This window comes from Nocardioides sp. NPDC092400 (assembly GCF_040684155.1).
GTDB lineage: Bacteria > Actinomycetota > Actinomycetes > Propionibacteriales > Nocardioidaceae > Nocardioides.
In genome coordinates, this window is sequence record NZ_JBFBFJ010000007.1 from 86,882 (window position 1) to 100,899 (window position 14,018).

General features: G+C 74.2%; 16 protein-coding genes and 1 pseudogene. 3 read left to right on the forward strand and 14 right to left on the reverse strand.

Going from position 1 to position 14,018, the window contains the following annotated elements; translation table 11 throughout:
- Window positions 1-67 precede the first annotated feature (67 nt).
- A pseudogene (locus tag AB0N29_RS18090) lies at window positions 68-1,493 on the forward strand (DEAD/DEAH box helicase); the annotation flags it as partial.
- A 240-nt stretch (window positions 1,494-1,733) separates the two neighbouring features.
- Here AB0N29_RS18090 and AB0N29_RS18095 read toward each other — a convergent pair.
- From AB0N29_RS18095 to AB0N29_RS18120, 6 genes are all read right to left on the reverse strand, one after another.
- On the reverse strand, window positions 1,734-2,450 hold the full coding sequence (locus tag AB0N29_RS18095; RefSeq protein ID WP_364868845.1) for a class I SAM-dependent methyltransferase: 717 nt from the start codon (window positions 2,448-2,450) through the stop codon (window positions 1,734-1,736).
- Entirely contained in the window at window positions 2,447-3,250 is an 804-nt protein-coding gene (locus AB0N29_RS18100) for an ABC transporter ATP-binding protein (protein ID WP_364868847.1), read from the reverse strand. Before AB0N29_RS18100 ends, AB0N29_RS18095 begins: the two co-directional genes overlap by 4 nt.
- The gene (locus tag AB0N29_RS18105; RefSeq protein ID WP_364868849.1) at window positions 3,247-4,248 is read right to left on the reverse strand and encodes an ABC transporter substrate-binding protein; all 1,002 of its coding nucleotides are present in this window, start codon (window positions 4,246-4,248) and stop codon (window positions 3,247-3,249) included. The genes AB0N29_RS18100 and AB0N29_RS18105 overlap by 4 nt, the downstream gene beginning before the upstream one ends.
- A 10-nt stretch (window positions 4,249-4,258) precedes the next feature.
- Window positions 4,259-5,341 carry an iron ABC transporter permease gene (locus tag AB0N29_RS18110; protein ID WP_364868852.1) on the reverse strand — a complete coding sequence of 361 codons (1,083 nt, stop codon included), beginning with the start codon at window positions 5,339-5,341 and terminating at the stop codon, window positions 4,259-4,261.
- 203 nt (window positions 5,342-5,544) lie between these two features.
- A complete protein-coding gene (locus AB0N29_RS18115; protein WP_364868854.1) occupies window positions 5,545-6,231 on the reverse strand; it encodes a L,D-transpeptidase in 687 nt (228 codons plus the stop codon).
- Between the two features lies 1 nt (window position 6,232).
- Entirely contained in the window at window positions 6,233-7,012 is a 780-nt protein-coding gene (locus tag AB0N29_RS18120) for a ParA family protein (protein WP_364868856.1), read from the reverse strand.
- 77 nt (window positions 7,013-7,089) lie between these two features.
- Here AB0N29_RS18120 and AB0N29_RS18125 point away from each other — a divergent pair, with 77 nt between their 5' ends.
- Window positions 7,090-7,848, forward strand: coding sequence for an SDR family oxidoreductase (locus AB0N29_RS18125; protein WP_364868859.1), 759 nt, complete (start codon window positions 7,090-7,092; stop codon window positions 7,846-7,848).
- Window positions 7,849-7,864: 16 nt separating this feature from the next.
- On the opposite strand, the gene AB0N29_RS18130 is transcribed toward AB0N29_RS18125, so the two are convergent.
- Genes AB0N29_RS18130 through AB0N29_RS18155 form a run of 6 tightly spaced genes read right to left on the reverse strand, consistent with a single transcriptional unit; the run spans window position 7,865 to window position 10,679 of the window.
- Window positions 7,865-8,752, reverse strand: a complete 888-nt coding sequence (locus AB0N29_RS18130; RefSeq protein ID WP_364868862.1) for a PHP domain-containing protein — start codon at window positions 8,750-8,752, stop codon at window positions 7,865-7,867.
- Window positions 8,753-8,778: 26 nt separating this feature from the next.
- Window positions 8,779-8,964 (reverse strand): hypothetical protein, encoded by a 186-nt coding sequence (locus AB0N29_RS18135; RefSeq protein ID WP_364868865.1) that lies wholly within the window; start codon window positions 8,962-8,964, stop codon window positions 8,779-8,781.
- Between the two features lie 17 nt (window positions 8,965-8,981).
- Complete coding sequence (locus AB0N29_RS18140) at window positions 8,982-9,623, reverse strand: DUF6758 family protein (protein ID WP_364868868.1); 642 nt, start codon at window positions 9,621-9,623, stop codon at window positions 8,982-8,984.
- Between the two features lie 40 nt (window positions 9,624-9,663).
- Window positions 9,664-10,221 carry a histidine phosphatase family protein gene (locus tag AB0N29_RS18145; protein WP_302267632.1) on the reverse strand — a complete coding sequence of 186 codons (558 nt, stop codon included), beginning with the start codon at window positions 10,219-10,221 and terminating at the stop codon, window positions 9,664-9,666.
- A 30-nt stretch (window positions 10,222-10,251) separates the two neighbouring features.
- Complete coding sequence (locus AB0N29_RS18150) at window positions 10,252-10,506, reverse strand: hypothetical protein (RefSeq protein ID WP_364868873.1); 255 nt, start codon at window positions 10,504-10,506, stop codon at window positions 10,252-10,254.
- Window positions 10,503-10,679, reverse strand: coding sequence for a potassium channel family protein (locus tag AB0N29_RS18155; protein ID WP_364868876.1), 177 nt, complete (start codon window positions 10,677-10,679; stop codon window positions 10,503-10,505). The genes AB0N29_RS18150 and AB0N29_RS18155 overlap by 4 nt, the downstream gene beginning before the upstream one ends.
- A gap of 57 nt (window positions 10,680-10,736) precedes the next feature.
- On the opposite strand from AB0N29_RS18155, the gene AB0N29_RS18160 reads away from it, so the two are divergent.
- Window positions 10,737-11,936, forward strand: coding sequence for an MFS transporter (locus AB0N29_RS18160; RefSeq protein ID WP_364868879.1), 1,200 nt, complete (start codon window positions 10,737-10,739; stop codon window positions 11,934-11,936).
- Here AB0N29_RS18160 and AB0N29_RS18165 read toward each other — a convergent pair.
- A complete protein-coding gene (locus AB0N29_RS18165) occupies window positions 11,896-13,371 on the reverse strand; it encodes a peptide MFS transporter (RefSeq protein ID WP_364868882.1) in 1,476 nt (491 codons plus the stop codon). The two genes, AB0N29_RS18160 and AB0N29_RS18165, sit on opposite strands and share 41 nt — an antisense overlap.
- A 92-nt stretch (window positions 13,372-13,463) precedes the next feature.
- Window positions 13,464-14,000, reverse strand: a complete 537-nt coding sequence (locus tag AB0N29_RS18170) for a MaoC family dehydratase (protein WP_302267636.1) — start codon at window positions 13,998-14,000, stop codon at window positions 13,464-13,466.
- Window positions 14,001-14,018 lie beyond the last annotated feature (18 nt).

Here is a 14,018-nt window from a genome sequence, read left to right on the forward strand (position 1 = left end):
CGGCGGCCCGCAGTATGTGCGCGGCTGACCTCCTGACAGCGTCCCCGGACCTCCGTGAGACCGCCGCACTCGAACCTTCTTCGGTCGAACCGGCTGAACTCACGAAAGCGACAAGACTCTGACCACCACCTTCCGAGAGCTCGGGGTGCTTCCCGAGATCTGCGACGCGCTCGAGCGCGCCGGCATCACCACCCCGTTCGCCATCCAGGAGATGACCCTCTCCGTCGCCCTGATGGGCACCGATCTGATCGGGCAGGCCCGCACCGGCACCGGCAAGACCCTCGCCTTCGGCATCCCGGTGCTGCAGCGCAGCGTCGCGCCGAGCGACCCGGCGTACGCCGACCTGCCGCAGGGCAAGCCCCAGGCGCTCATCGTCGCCCCGACCCGCGAGCTGGCCCTCCAGGTCTCCAACGACCTCCACCTGGCCAGCAAGGACGTCGGCCTCCGTGTGCTGACGGTGTACGGCGGCGTGGGGTACGACACCCAGCTCGACGCGCTCGAGGAGGGCGTCGACATCGTCGTCGGCACCCCGGGCCGGCTCATCGACCTGGCCAACCGCAAGGCGCTGGACCTCTCCCACGTGCACGCGCTCGTGCTCGACGAGGCCGACGAGATGCTGGACCTGGGCTTCCTGCCCGACGTCGAGCGGATCCTCAAGCTGACCCCCGAGACCCGGCAGACGATGCTGTTCTCGGCGACGATGCCCTCGGCGATCGTCGCGCTGGCCCGCATGCACATGCGCCACCCGATGAACATCCGCGCCGAGTCGTCCTACGACACCACGATGGTCCCGGCGACCGCGCAGTTCATCTACCAGGCCCACGACCTCGACAAGCCCGAGATCATCGGCCGGATCCTGCAGGCCGAGGACGCCGAGAAGATCATCGTCTTCACCCGCACCAAGCGGCAGTCGCAGCGCGTCGCCGACGACCTGGCCGAGCGCGGCTTCAGCGCCAGCCCGCTGCACGGCGACATGGCCCAGGTGGCCCGCGAGAAGGCGCTCGCGAAGTTCCGCGAGGACAAGATCCGCGTCCTGGTCGCCACCGACGTCGCCGCCCGCGGCATCGACGTCCGCGGTGTCTCGCACGTCATCAACTACACCTGCCCCGAGGACGACAAGACCTACGTCCACCGCATCGGCCGCACCGGCCGCGCGGGCGCGACGGGCACCGCGATCACCTTCGTCGACTGGGCGGACCTGCACCGCTGGAAGATGATCAACAAGACCCTCGACCTGCCCTTCGACGAGCCGGTCGAGACCTACTCCACCTCCGAGCACCTCTTCACCGACCAGGGCATCGCCCCAGGCACCAAGGGCCGCATCGTCGACCCCAAGCCGGTCGAGAAGAAGGAGCGCTCCGACCGCCCCGAGCGCGGCGGTCGCGGGGGCGAGCGCGGGGGCGAGCGTCCCTCGCGGAACCGCAACCGCAGCCGGACGCGCACCCGCAGCGGCGAGACCGTCGCCGAGGGCGCCGAGACCACCGCACCGGCCGCTGCCCCCGCGAGCGGCGAGGGTGACGCGGCACCGAGCCGCAACCGTCGCCGCCGCCGCCGTGGCGGCTCGGGCGGCGGGTCCGGCCAGGGTGCGGGCGAGGGCCAGCCGGCCACCGCCGGCAGCGGCGCCGAGGACTGACCTCCGCTCCCCGGCGCCAGCCGCAGGACCAGCACGACGCAGGGCCGCACGATCTCAGATCGGGCGGCCCTGCGTCGTACCCGGCGCCTCGGGCGGGGGCTCAGCCGGCGACCCGGCCGGTGACCAGGTGCTGCGGGCGCACCTCGTGGCCCGGCGCGACGCCGTGGGCCCGGTCGAGGTCGAGCACGGCGGTGAGCGGGGTGACGGTGACGTCGAGGAGCCCGGCGGCGCGCAGCACGTCGGCTGTGGCGTCGATGCTGCGCGCCTCGGCCAGCGGGAGGGCGGCGACCACGTCGTCGTCGTACGCCGCGGTGAAGGCCTCTCCCCCGGTCGCGACGCCCTCGGGGAACCACGTGCTGTCCACGACCGCCACGACGCCGCCCGGCCGCAGCAGCGCGGCCCAGCGCCGCACGGCGGCCACGGGCTCGCGGAGCGTCCACATCACGTAGCGGCCGGTGACGGCGTCGACGGAGCCGGCCGGCAGGTCGGGGTCGACGGCGTCCCCGCGCAGGAACCGCGGCGGCTGCGCGACGCCCAGGGACGCGGCGTGCTCCCGGGCCCGCTCGAGCATCCCCTCCGCCAGGTCGATCCCGGTCACCCGGTGGCCGAGCGCGGCGAGCAGGCAGGCGACGTGGCCGCTGCCGGTGCCGACGTCGAGCACGTCGGCGGGCGCCGGGGGCAGGGCCGCCGTCCACACGTCGGCCCACGCGGCCCGGTCGAGCTCGCGGCGGTCCGGCCGCTGCTGGTGGTCGTCGTACGCCGGCGCGCGACGCGTCCAGTAGGCGTCGATGCGGTCCTGGACGGACGGGACGGTCATGCGGGCTCCTCGGTCAGGTGGGTGAACGGTTCGAACAGCAGGTGCAGCCGGTCCTCGAGCCGGACCGGGCGGACGCCGATGCCGTAGACCGGCTCGAGCAGGGCCGGGTCGAGGACCTCCTCGGCGGGGCCGGCCGCGACGACGCCGCCGCCGTGGGGACCGCCGCCCAGCAGGACCAGGTCGTCGCAGTACCGGGCGGCGAGGTTGAGGTCGTGCAGGACAACCACGGCGCAGGCCTCGGAGCGGTGGGCCAGGTCAGCGACGAGGCGCAGGACCTCGTGCTGGTAGCGGATGTCGAGGTGGTTGGTGGGCTCGTCGAGCAGCAGGTGCGTCGCCTCCTGCGCGAGCGCGCGGGCGATCAGGACCCGCTGCCGCTCGCCGCCGGAGAGTCCCGCGAAGGACCGTCCGGCCAGGTGCGTCGCGCCCACCCGTTCCAGGCACGCCGCGGCGACGGCGTGGTCGCGCGCCCCGGTGCGCTGGAAGGTGCCCAGGCGCGGGCTGCGGCCGAGCAGGACCATCTCCGCGACCGTCAGGGTGGACTCCCCCGCTCCCTCCTGGACGACGACGGCGAGCCGGCGGCCGGCCTCGCGGGGCCCGAGTCCGACGAGGTCGTCGCCGTCGACGCTGACCCGCCCGCTCCGGCCGCGCAGGGCGCCGTGCAGCAGCCGGAGCAGGGTGGTCTTGCCGCTGCCGTTGGGACCGATCAGGCCCAGGACGCGGCCGGGCTCGGTGCGCAGGTGCACCCCGGCGACGACCGGCGTGGCGCCGTACGACCAGGACACGTCCTCGGCGGTGATCACCGCTCGAGCTCCGCGAGCCGGTCGACGAGGCGCTCGAGACCGGTGACCGACAACGGGGTCGGCGGCTCGGTGAAGTTGAACAGCTGGGTGACGATCCTGCCCTCCCGGACGGCGGTGAGCCGCTCGGCGCCGGGCAGGTCGGTCAGTGCGCGCTCCACCTCGGCGGGGTCGCCGTCGCCGTGGAGCAGGACCAGGACCTCCGGGTCGCGACCGAGCAGCTCCTCCAGCGTCACCTCGAAGACCCGCTCGTCGACGTCGTCGAAGACGTTGACCAGGCCCGCCGCCTCCAGCTGCGGCTGGGCCATGCTGCGGGTGCCGTAGGCGTACGTCGTGCCGCCGCCGACCGTGGGGTAGAGCACCGCGGCGCGCAGACCCGAGCCCTCGCCGACGCGCTCCTCGACGGCCTCGACGCGGTCGCGCAGCGAGGCGACCGCGCGGTCGGCCTCCTCGGTGCGGCCGAAGACCCGGCCGTAGGTGCGCATCTGGTCCTCGACGTCGTCGAAGCCCGGGTCGGCCAGCCCCTCGTCGCAGAGCCCGGGCTCCTCGACCAGCGGGATGCCGACCGCCTCGAGCGAGGCGCGCGAGAGGTTGTCGACCTCGCCTAGCACCAGGTCGGGCTCCTGGCCGATCACGGTCTCCCGCGAGATCTGGAGGTGGCCGCTGGTGTCGGTGCGGTCGGTGAGCAGCGGGATCCCGTCGAGCTCGGCGAGGGTCTCCTCGTCGTAGTAGCCGGGCGGGTACTGCCCGGCGCGGGCGGTCACGCGGTCGAGCACGCCGAGGTCGTGGAGGAACGGCACCGAGGCGCTCTTGAGCAGGACGACCCGCTCGGGCTGCTCGGTGAACGTCACCTCCGCGCCGCAGTTCTCGACCGTGACCGGGTAGGCACCCGCCGCGGCGTCGCCGGCGGCGGCCGGGGTGGCACCCTCGCCGGGGCCGGCACCGCAGGCGGTGAGCAGCAGGACCGGCAGGGCGGCGGGCAGGAGCAGCAGTCGCTTCACGAGGGACTCCTCAGGCGGTGGTGGCGTGGAGGCGGCGGACCAGCAGGAGCAGGAAGGGGGCGCCGACGAGGGAGGTGATGATCCCGATCGGGATCTCCTGCGGCTGGAGCAGCACGCGGGCGACCACGTCGGCCCACACGAGCAGGACCGCGCCCATCAGCGCGGCGACGGGCACGACGCGCACGTGGCGGCCGCCGACGACCCGGCGGGCCAGGTGCGGGACCACGAGGCCGACGAACCCGATGCTGCCGGCGGCCGAGACGAGCACGCCGACGCACAGCGCGACCACGAGGAGCAGCACCGTGCGGAACCGGTCCGGGGACGTCCCGAGGGCGTGGGCCGTCTCGTCGCCCAGCGCGAGGACGTCGAGGCACCGCCCCCACGTGGCCAGGAGCGCGACCGTCGCGAGCACCACGACCGCCACGACGGCCAGCGGTGCGTCCCACTGCGCGAGCCCGAGCGAGCCGAGCAGCCAGAACATCACCGAGCGGGCGCCCTCGGCGGAGCCGGAGGCGAAGATCAGGAAGCTCGTCGTGGCGTAGAGCGCGTAGCCCACCGCGACGCCGGCGAGCAGCAGCCGCACGGAGGTGACCCGGCCCGCGGACCGCGCGACGAGGAAGACCAGCGCCGAGGCGGCCAGCGCCCCGAGGAATGCGCTGACCGGGAGCGCGTGCTGGCCGAGGCCGGACCCCACGCCGAAGAGGATCGCTGCGGCGGCGCCGCTGGAGGCACCGGAGTTGACGCCGAGCAGGTAGGGGTCGGCCAGGACGTTGCGGACCATCGCCTGCAGGGCGACCCCGCACACCGCGAGGCCCGCACCGACCAGCAGCCCGAGGACGACCCTCGGCAGCCGGACCTGCCAGACGATGGCGTCCTGCGGCAGGCTCCAGGTCACCTCGCCGGGCACGCCCAGCAGGTGGTGCCCCAGCACGCGGGCGACGGTCCCCGGCGGCACGCCCACCGCCCCGGCGCCGACCCCGGCCACGACGGTGACGACGAGCAGCGCGGCGAGGCCGACCAGCCAGGCCGACGCGCGACGGGCCTGGGTGCGCTCCGCTGCGGCGAGCCCGCCCGGGGCCACCTGCGTGCTCACCGGTCGGCCTTGTTGCACATCACTCGCAACAACGTATCGGTTGCAGGTGACGGGAGGTGCGCGGGGGCGTCGGAGTCCCCGGTGCACCGGGAACTTCCTCGCTTCCCGGGGCAGATCTGCCCCGGGAAGCGAGGGACTGCCCCGGGAAGCACGCGCCGCCGGACGCACGTCGCCGGCCGTCGCGCGGCGCTCGCGGGTCTGCGTCAGGCGGTGACGACGACGGTGGTGCCGAGCGGGGCGAAGTCCCACAGGGCGATCGCGTCGGCCCGCTTCTGGCGGATGCAGCCGTGCGACCGGGGGCTGCCGAGCTCGTCGACGGTCTGCACCTTCTCGCCGTCGTCGACCGGGATGTCGTGGAAGCCGATCGCGGCCCGCTCGCCCTGGGTGAAGCGGACGAAGTACTTCATCGTGCCGGAGTCGTCGATGCCGTAGGCCTGCTCGGAGCGGGAGTACACCGCGTACGTGCCCGGGTCGAGGTTGTCCTCGACGCTGCCGGAGACGAGGTAGGTGCGCACGACCTTCGCGCGGCCCTCGACGAGCCACACCCGCTGGCGCCCCTCGCTGAAGACGACCCGCTTGCCGCGGCCGGTGCCGGTCGGCAGCGTGGTGTCCTCGCGCGGGTCGACCACGGCGTCCTCGGCGGAGCTGCTGCTGGTCGCCGGCCCGAGCGGGTCGTCCGCCTCGGTGGAGGGGCTGGGGGCGGAGGGGCTGGGGGCGGAGGCGGCCGGGTCGACCGCGACGAGCGTCCCGGAGCCGGCGTCGGCCGGGGTCGCACCGGGCAGCACGCCGGTGCCACCCAGGACCGCGACGACCGTGACGACCACCGAGGCGGCCAGCATCCCGATCCGGCCGTACCTCGGCCGGACCTCCGTGGCGCGGTGGCTGCCCACGTCAGGCATGCCCGCGCGGGCGGGCCGCTCGCCGCACCAGGTTGGCGGCGACCTCGCGGTAGGCCTGCGCGCCCTTGCTGGTGCGGCTGGTGGCGAGGATCGAGCGCCCGGCGGCGGGCGCCTCGGCGAACTTGATCGTCTTGGGGATCGGCGGCTCGACCACGTCGAGGGAGTAGGTCCCGGCGATCGTCTCGAGCACCGTGCGCGAGTGGGTGGTGCGCCCGTCGTACAGCGTCGGCAGCACGCCCCACACCTCGAGCCGCTTGTTGGTGAACCGGCGGACGTCGTGGACGGTGTCGAGCAGCTGGCCCACCCCGCGGTGGGAGAGGGTCTCGCACTGCAGCGGCACGAGCACGCCGTCCGCGGCGGTGAGCGCGGCGACGGTCAGCACCCCCAGCGACGGCGGGCAGTCCAGCAGCACCCAGTCGTAGGTGTCCCCGAGCTCCTCGACGACACCCTTCACCACGTGCTCGCGGCCGGTGCGGGTGAGCAGGTCGGCCTCCGCCCGGGCCAGCTCGATGGTCGCCGGCAGCAGGTCGACGCCGTCCTCGGCCGCGATGACCACCTCGGTGGCGTCGACGCCCCGGGTCAGCACGTGGTGCACCGAGGTCTCGACGTCCTCGGGATCGATGCCGAGGGAGAAGGTCAGGCACGCCTGCGGGTCGAGGTCGACGAGGAGGACCGAGTGGCCCAGCTCGGCGAGCGCGGCACCGAGCGAGGCGACGGTCGTCGTCTTGGCGACGCCGCCCTTCTGGTTGGCGATCGCGAGCGTGGTGGTCATCGCCGTTCATCATGCCCGAGACCCGGCCCGCGATCCTGGCGACACCGCTGTTGCGCCCGGCTGTTTCACTGGTGCCCGTGCCCACCGCCCTCGTCACCGGCGCGACCGCCGGCATCGGCCACTCCTTCGCCCAGCAGCTCGCCGCCCGGGGTGACGACCTCGTGCTCGTCGCCCGCGACGCCGCCCGGCTCGAGGCCGTCGCGGCCGAGCTGACCGCCGCCCACGGCGTGGGCGTCGAGGTCCTGGCCGCCGACCTGGCCGACCGGGACGGCATGGCGCTGGTCGAGGCCCGGCTCGCCGACCGCGACCGCCCGGTCGACCTGCTGGTCAACAACGCCGGCTTCGGCCTCAAGGAGCGGTTCCTCGACAACCCCGTCGACCTCGAGACGGCGATGCTCGACGTGCTCGTGACGGCGGTCCTGCGGCTCACCCACGCCGCGCTCGGACCGATGACCGAGCGGGGCAGCGGCGGCGTCATCAACGTCTCCAGCGTCGCCTCCTACCTCCCGCGCGGGACGTACTCGGCGGCCAAGGCGTGGGTCAACAGCTTCAGCGAGTGGGCGGCCGACGAGTACCGCCCGCAGGGCGTGCGGGTCACCGCGCTGCTGCCCGGCTTCACCCGCACCGAGTTCCACGAGCGGATGGACGTCAGCCGGTCCTCGGCGCCCTCGTTCCTCTGGCTCGACGCCGACGAGCTGGTCCGCACCGCCCTGGCCGACCACGAGGCGGGCAAGGTCTTCTCGATCCCGAGCGCGCGCTACAAGGCCATCGCCACGCTCGCGCGCGTGGTCCCCAGCCCGGTGCTGCAGCGCTTCCAGTCGCTCGGGCGGAAGTAGCACCCGCCGACGGCGCTCAGGGACGGACGACGCCGGGCGGCGTGCGGCCCGCCGCCCGGGCGGTCACCGCAGCGGCCGCCGCCTCAGCGAGGAGCCGGTCGTACTGCTCCGGCGCGGTGGTGTTGCACCCGAGCTCGTGGTCGATCTTGCCGGTGCCGTGGTGGTCGCTGGACCCGGTGACGACGAGGTCGAGGTTCCGGGCGATCGCGCGCAGCTTGTCGCGGCTCGAGGGCGTGTGGTCCTCGTGGTCGACCTCGATGCCGCTCAGCCCGGCCGCCTGCAGCTCGGCCAGCTCCGGCTCGCCGGGCCACTCGCGCTGGGAGCGGCCCCACGGGTGGGCCACGACGGTGACGCCGCCGGCCTCGGTGACGAGCCGGATGGTCTCGGCGAGCGGGGCGGCGTACCGGTCGACGTACGCCGGCCGCCCGGCCCCCAGGTAGCGGTCGAACGCCTCGGTCCGGTCCCGCACCGCGCCGACGGCGACGAGCGCGTCGGCGACGTGGGGCCGGCCGGTCGCGGCGGTGCCGTCGGCGGCCCTGGCCACGTCGGCGTCGGAGACCTCGATCCCGAGCGCGTGCAGGCGCTCGAGCATGTCGGGCACGCGCGCCTGGCGGCCCTCCAGCACGCGGCCGAGCTGCTCGACCAGCGGCGGGTACGTCGGGTCGGGCAGGTAGGCCAGCAGGTGCACGCCGCGGCCCTGGTAGCGCGTGCTCACCTCCATCCCGCGGACCAGCTCGATGCCGACCTCGGTGGCGGCGCGCTCGGCCTCGGCCCAGCCGTCGGCGGTGTCGTGGTCGGTGATCGCGAGCGCGTCCAGCCCGGCGGCCGCGGCCGCGCGGACGAGGTCACCCGGGCGCTGCGTGCCGTCGCTGGCCCGCGAGTGGGTGTGGAGGTCGATGCGCACGGGGCCCAGCCTAGGCACGGGCGCCGTCAGGGCCGCGGGGCGTCCGCACCACCGGCGTTGGTGAGGCAGTCGGGGTTCGTGCACACCCGCTCGTCGACGGTGCTGTCGTTGTCGCCGTGCACGGTCGCGTCGGCGGGGTCCTCGGTGGCCTCGTGCGCGCGCAGGCGCACCTCGGAGCCGCACACGTCGCAGGGTCGATTGTCCTGGTACACGTCCGGCAGGTACCCACTCACCAGGACGGGCGCGGCCCTCCGAAGGCCATCTCGACCAGCGGCGGTCCCACGTCGGAGACGTCGCGCAGGATCCAGTCGTCGCGCAGCAGCAGGATCGCCGAGGCCGGCCGCAGCACGATCCACAGCCACCGGCCCCGCGCCTCCCCGGCGACCACGGAGCGGTCCCACTCCCCCGTCGCGGCGCTCGTGGACACCGGCCACAGCCCGACGGCCTGGTTGTCCAGGCGCACCTTGACCGAGGGCGGGCCCTCGCCGATCTCCGCGCCCGGGTCGAGGTAGGTCGTCCCGGCGCACCGGGCGCCGAGCCCGGTGCCGGCCTCCTCGGTGACCACCAGCACGTCCACCGGCCCGTCGAGCTCGCTGGTGCCCGAGCAGCAGGTCATCGTCGCGCGCACCCGGTCGGGGGCGCTGCCGACGACCCCGAAGTCGGTGACCGACCAGCCGGGACTCATCGGCCACGGGAGGTACGTCGGGAAGCCACTCGCCGCCAGCAGGTGCGCCGCGAACCCGTCGTACGACGCCTCGCCCGGCCGCCACAGCGGCTCGATCGGCCCGTGGTCGGGGCAGGACCACGCGCCGTCGGGTCCCACCGGGCCCACGGGGGTCGGGCAGCGGGGGCAGCCTGCCGTCAACGCCATGGGTCCAGATACGCCGATCAGCCGGGGCTCGTCAAGCGGCTCAGGCGTTCCACCGCTCCACGACCGGCGTCTCCCGCTCCCACCCGAGCGCCGAGACCGTCGCCGTGCCCAGCTTCAGGTGGCGCCCGTCGGTGACCGGCAGCCCCAGCCAGCGCGCGGCGAGCGCGCGCAGGCAGTGCCCGTGGGCGAAGACCAGGGTGCGCCCCTCGACCGCGCGTGCCCGCTCGACGACCCGGTCGAGCCGCTCGGTGACCTGCGCGGCGCTCTCGCCGCCGGGAGAGTCGTGGGTCCAGACCGTCCAGTCCGGCACGGTCTCCCGGATCTCCTCGGTGGTGACGCCCTCGTACTCGCCATAGGCCCACTCCACGAGGTCCTCGTCGACCTCGGCGTCAGGGAACCCGGCGAGCTCGGCGGTACGCCGCGCCCGGCGGCGCGGGCTGGTGCGCACGACCTCGAAGTCGGCCGGGTCGAGCCGGTCGCGCAGCGTGCGCGCCACCTCCTCGCCCTCGGGAAGGAGGGGGAGGTCGGTCACCGAGGTGTGCCGGGAGTCCCGGCTCCATTCTGTCTGCCCGTGCCGGACCAGCCACAGCTCACTCATGCTCGGCCATGTTGCCGATCGGCGCGTGCTTCACTCACGAGGAGTCGTTCGAGCCGCGACGTGGACAGGACGATCGGGATCGGCAGGGTCCGGCACACCCGCCGGCCGCAGCAGGTCGACCAGCTCGGTGACCTGGTGCCGCAGCTCCGCGATCTCCGCCCGCAGCGCCTGCGTCTCGTCCCGGACCCCTGCCTCCTGGGCGGCGTCCTCCCGTGCCACCGCGTGCACGAGCCAGCTCGCCAGGGTCGCGGTCACGCTGCCCAGGAGCGCCAGGCCCGCGATCACCAGCCCAGTCCGACGAGTCGCCCACCAGTGGTGACCGGCACCTCGTCCCCGTACCCGACCGTCGTCATCGTGGTGAACCGGCAGCGAGCCCCGGGTCGAGGATCGGCCACGCGTAGCCAGCGCGGAAGACGATCGCCAGCACGGCGAGCGGGAGCTCGGCCCTTCGTTCCCACCGGGTCATGTCAGCAGTCTCCCAGCGGGCTCCCGCAGACAGTGCGAGAGTCGGTCCCGTGCCACCGACCCGGGCCCGCGCCGCGACCGCGGCCGCCTTCGCGACGCAGGGGCTGGTCTTCATCAGCCTCACCACGCGGCTGCCCGACATCGCCGACCGCTGGGACCTCTCCGAGGTGGCGATCTCGGGGCTGCTGCTCCTGCTCGTCGTCCTGGCCGGCGTCGGCTCGGTCCTGGCCGAGCGGGTGGCCGCACGCCACGACAGCGCGGTGCTGCTGCGCGTCGGGCTGCTGGCCATGGCGGTCGCCCTGCCCGTCCTGGTCCTGGCGGGGTCGCTCGGCGTGCTCGTCATCGGGATCGCCGGCTACGGGCTCGCGCTGGGGCTGGTCGACGCCGCGACGAACATGCAGGGGGTCGCCGTGGAGCAGCGGTACGGCCGGCCGCTGCTCCCCTCGCTGCACGGCTGCTGGACCCTCGGCGGCCTCCTCGGGGCGGCCACCACCCTCGCGACGGCCGGGCTCCCGCTCGGCGCGACCGCGGCGCTGGCCGTGGTGCCGGTGCTGGTGGCGGCGGCGCCGTACCTCCCCCGCACGCAGGGCCCCGCCGGCCCCGGCCCGGCTCCCGAGGCCGTGGCCGTCCCCTGGCGCCCGATCGTCATGGTCGGCGTCGCGATGGTGGTCTTCTACATGGTCGACAGCGCCTCGGCGGCGTGGGGCCCGCTCTACCTCGAGGACGTCGTCGCGGCGCCCGAGCGGCTGGTCGCGCTGGCGACGTTCCCCTACCTGCTGGCGAGCCTGGTCGTGCGGCTCGCCGGCGACCGGCTGGTGGCGGCGTACGGCGCCGTGCGGGTGCTGCGGGTGGGGGCCGTGGTCGCGTCGGTCGCGCTCGGCGTGGTCGTGCTGGCGCCGACCTGGCAGGTCGCGGTCGCCGGCTTCACGCTGCTCGGCGCCGGCGTGGCGGTCATCGCGCCGCTGAGCTTCTCCGCGGCCGCCCGCATCGCCGGCGGCGAACAGGCCCGCGTGGACGCGGTCGTCGCCCGGTTCAACCAGTTCAACTACCTCGGTGCGCTGCTCGGGTCGGTGCTGACCGGCCTCGCCGGTGCCGGGTCGCTGCGCGTCGGGTTCGCGGTGCCCATGGTGCTCGTGCTGGCGCTCGTGCCGCTGGCCCGGACCTTCGCCGCCGCGTCGGCGTCGTCGGGGGCGTCCGCCAGGTCCGGGGTCATTGCACCCCGGCCATCAGCCTCCGGATCGGCTTCGTAGCGACCAGCAGCAGGCCGCCGACCACGATCGCGACGAGGCCGATGACGAGGAAGTAGCCGCCCTCGTCCTCGGGGTCGTAGTACTCCCCCAGCCGCCCGGCCATCGTCGTGCCGAGGGAGACCGAGAGGAAGTACAGCGCGACCATCTGGGTGCGGAACTGGCGTGGCGCGAGCTTCGTCGACAGCGACAGCCCGACCGGGGAGATCAGCAGCTCGGCGACGGTGAAGACCAGCAGGATCCCGGCCAGCGCGAGCAGCGGCACGGAGCCCGCCCCCTGCGGTGTGAGCAGGAAGAGCAGGAACGCCACGCCCATCGTGACGGTGCCGAGGCCGAACTTGACCGGGGTCGAGGGCTGGCGGGGACCCAGCCGCGTCCACAGCGCCGCGAACCCACCGGCCAGCGCGATGATGAAGACCGGGTTGATCGACTGCACCCAGGAGACCGGCATCTCCCAGCCGAACAGGTCCCGGTCCAAGCGCTCGTCGGAGTAGATCGTGACGACGGTGAACTGCTGCTGGTAGAGCGACCAGAAGACCGCGTTGACGACGAAGAGCGGCACGAAGGACCACACCCGGCTGCGCTCGGTCGCGTCGACGCTGCTGCTGGTGAGGATCACGGCGAAGTACGCCACGGCCGCCAGCAGGGTCACCGCGGCGACCCAGTCGTCGAGGTTGTCGACCGTCACCAGCCCGGTGAGCGCGAGGACGGCGACGACGACGACCACACCAGCCGCCGCTGCGGCGTACCGCACCACGAGCGGGCGGGGCAGCGGGTTCGGGACCACCGCGGTCTCGGGAGGCAGCCGGCGCCGGCCCACGGCGTACTGCGCCAGGCCGGCGGCCATGCCGACCGCGGCCAGCCCGAACCCCCAGTGGAAGCCGGCCTCCTCCTGGAGCAGTCCGGTGAGCAGCGGCCCGACCAGCGCGCCGATGTTGATGCCCATGTAGAACAGCGAGAACCCGGCGTCGCGGCGCTCGTCGCCCTCGGCGTAGAGCGCGCCGACCAGGCTGGTCGCGGTGGCCTTGACGCCGCCGCTGCCCAGGGCGATGAGCACGCACCCGATCCCGACGCCGGCGAAGCCCGGCACGAGCGCCAGCGCGACGTGGCCGAGCATCACGACGACCGCCGAGCCGAACAGCGTCCGCTCGGGCCCGAGCACCCGGTCGGCGAGCCAGGCACCGAGGATCGTGGAGAGGTAGACCGAGCCGCCGTACGCGCCGACGATGCCGGTCGCGGTGCCCCGGTCCATGCCGAGGCCGCCGTCGGTGGCGGAGTAGTACAGGTAGATCAGCAGGATCCCCTGCATGCCGTAGAAGCTGAACCGCTCCCACAGCTCCACGCCGAAGAGGTTGGCCAGCGGGCGCGGCTGGCCGAGGAACCCCCGGTCCTCGACCCGTGCGGTCGTGTCCGGCTCGGGGGAAGCGGGAGAAGTCACGGCGGGTCCGGTGCCCCGGACCCGCCGTGGTCAGTCCTGAGCCCTAGGTCACGGGCACCAGGTCACGAGCACCCGGTCGCCCGGTCACCCGGTCACTCGGTGGCGTCGGGGCCGGGCCAGTTCTTGTCCGGCTGCGGGACGGGCCGGCCGGGCTGCTCGCCTCCGCGCGCTTCGAGGTAGCTGTCCTTGGGCACCATCACCTTGCGGCGGAAGATGCACACCACCTTGCCGTCCTGGTTGTAGCCGACGGTCTCGACGTGGACGACGCCGCGGTCGTCCTTCGACGTCGACTCCCACTTGTCCAGCACCCGCGTCTCGCCGTACAGCGTGTCGCCGTGGAAGGTCGGCGCGACGTGGCGCAGCGACTCGATCTCCAGGTTGGCGATCGCCTTGCCGGAGATGTCGGGGACCGACATGCCGAGGAGGATCGAGTAGACGTAGTTGCCGACCACGACGTTCTTGCCGAACTGGGTCGTCTCCTCGGCGTAGTTGCTGTCGAGGTGGAGCGGGTGGTGGTTCATCGTCAGCAGGCAGAACATGTGGTCGTCGAACTCGGTGACCGTCTTGCCGGGCCAGTGCTTGTACGTCGCACCGACCTCGAACTCCTCATAGCTGCGACCGAACTGCACGGGGGCTCCTTGAACGAC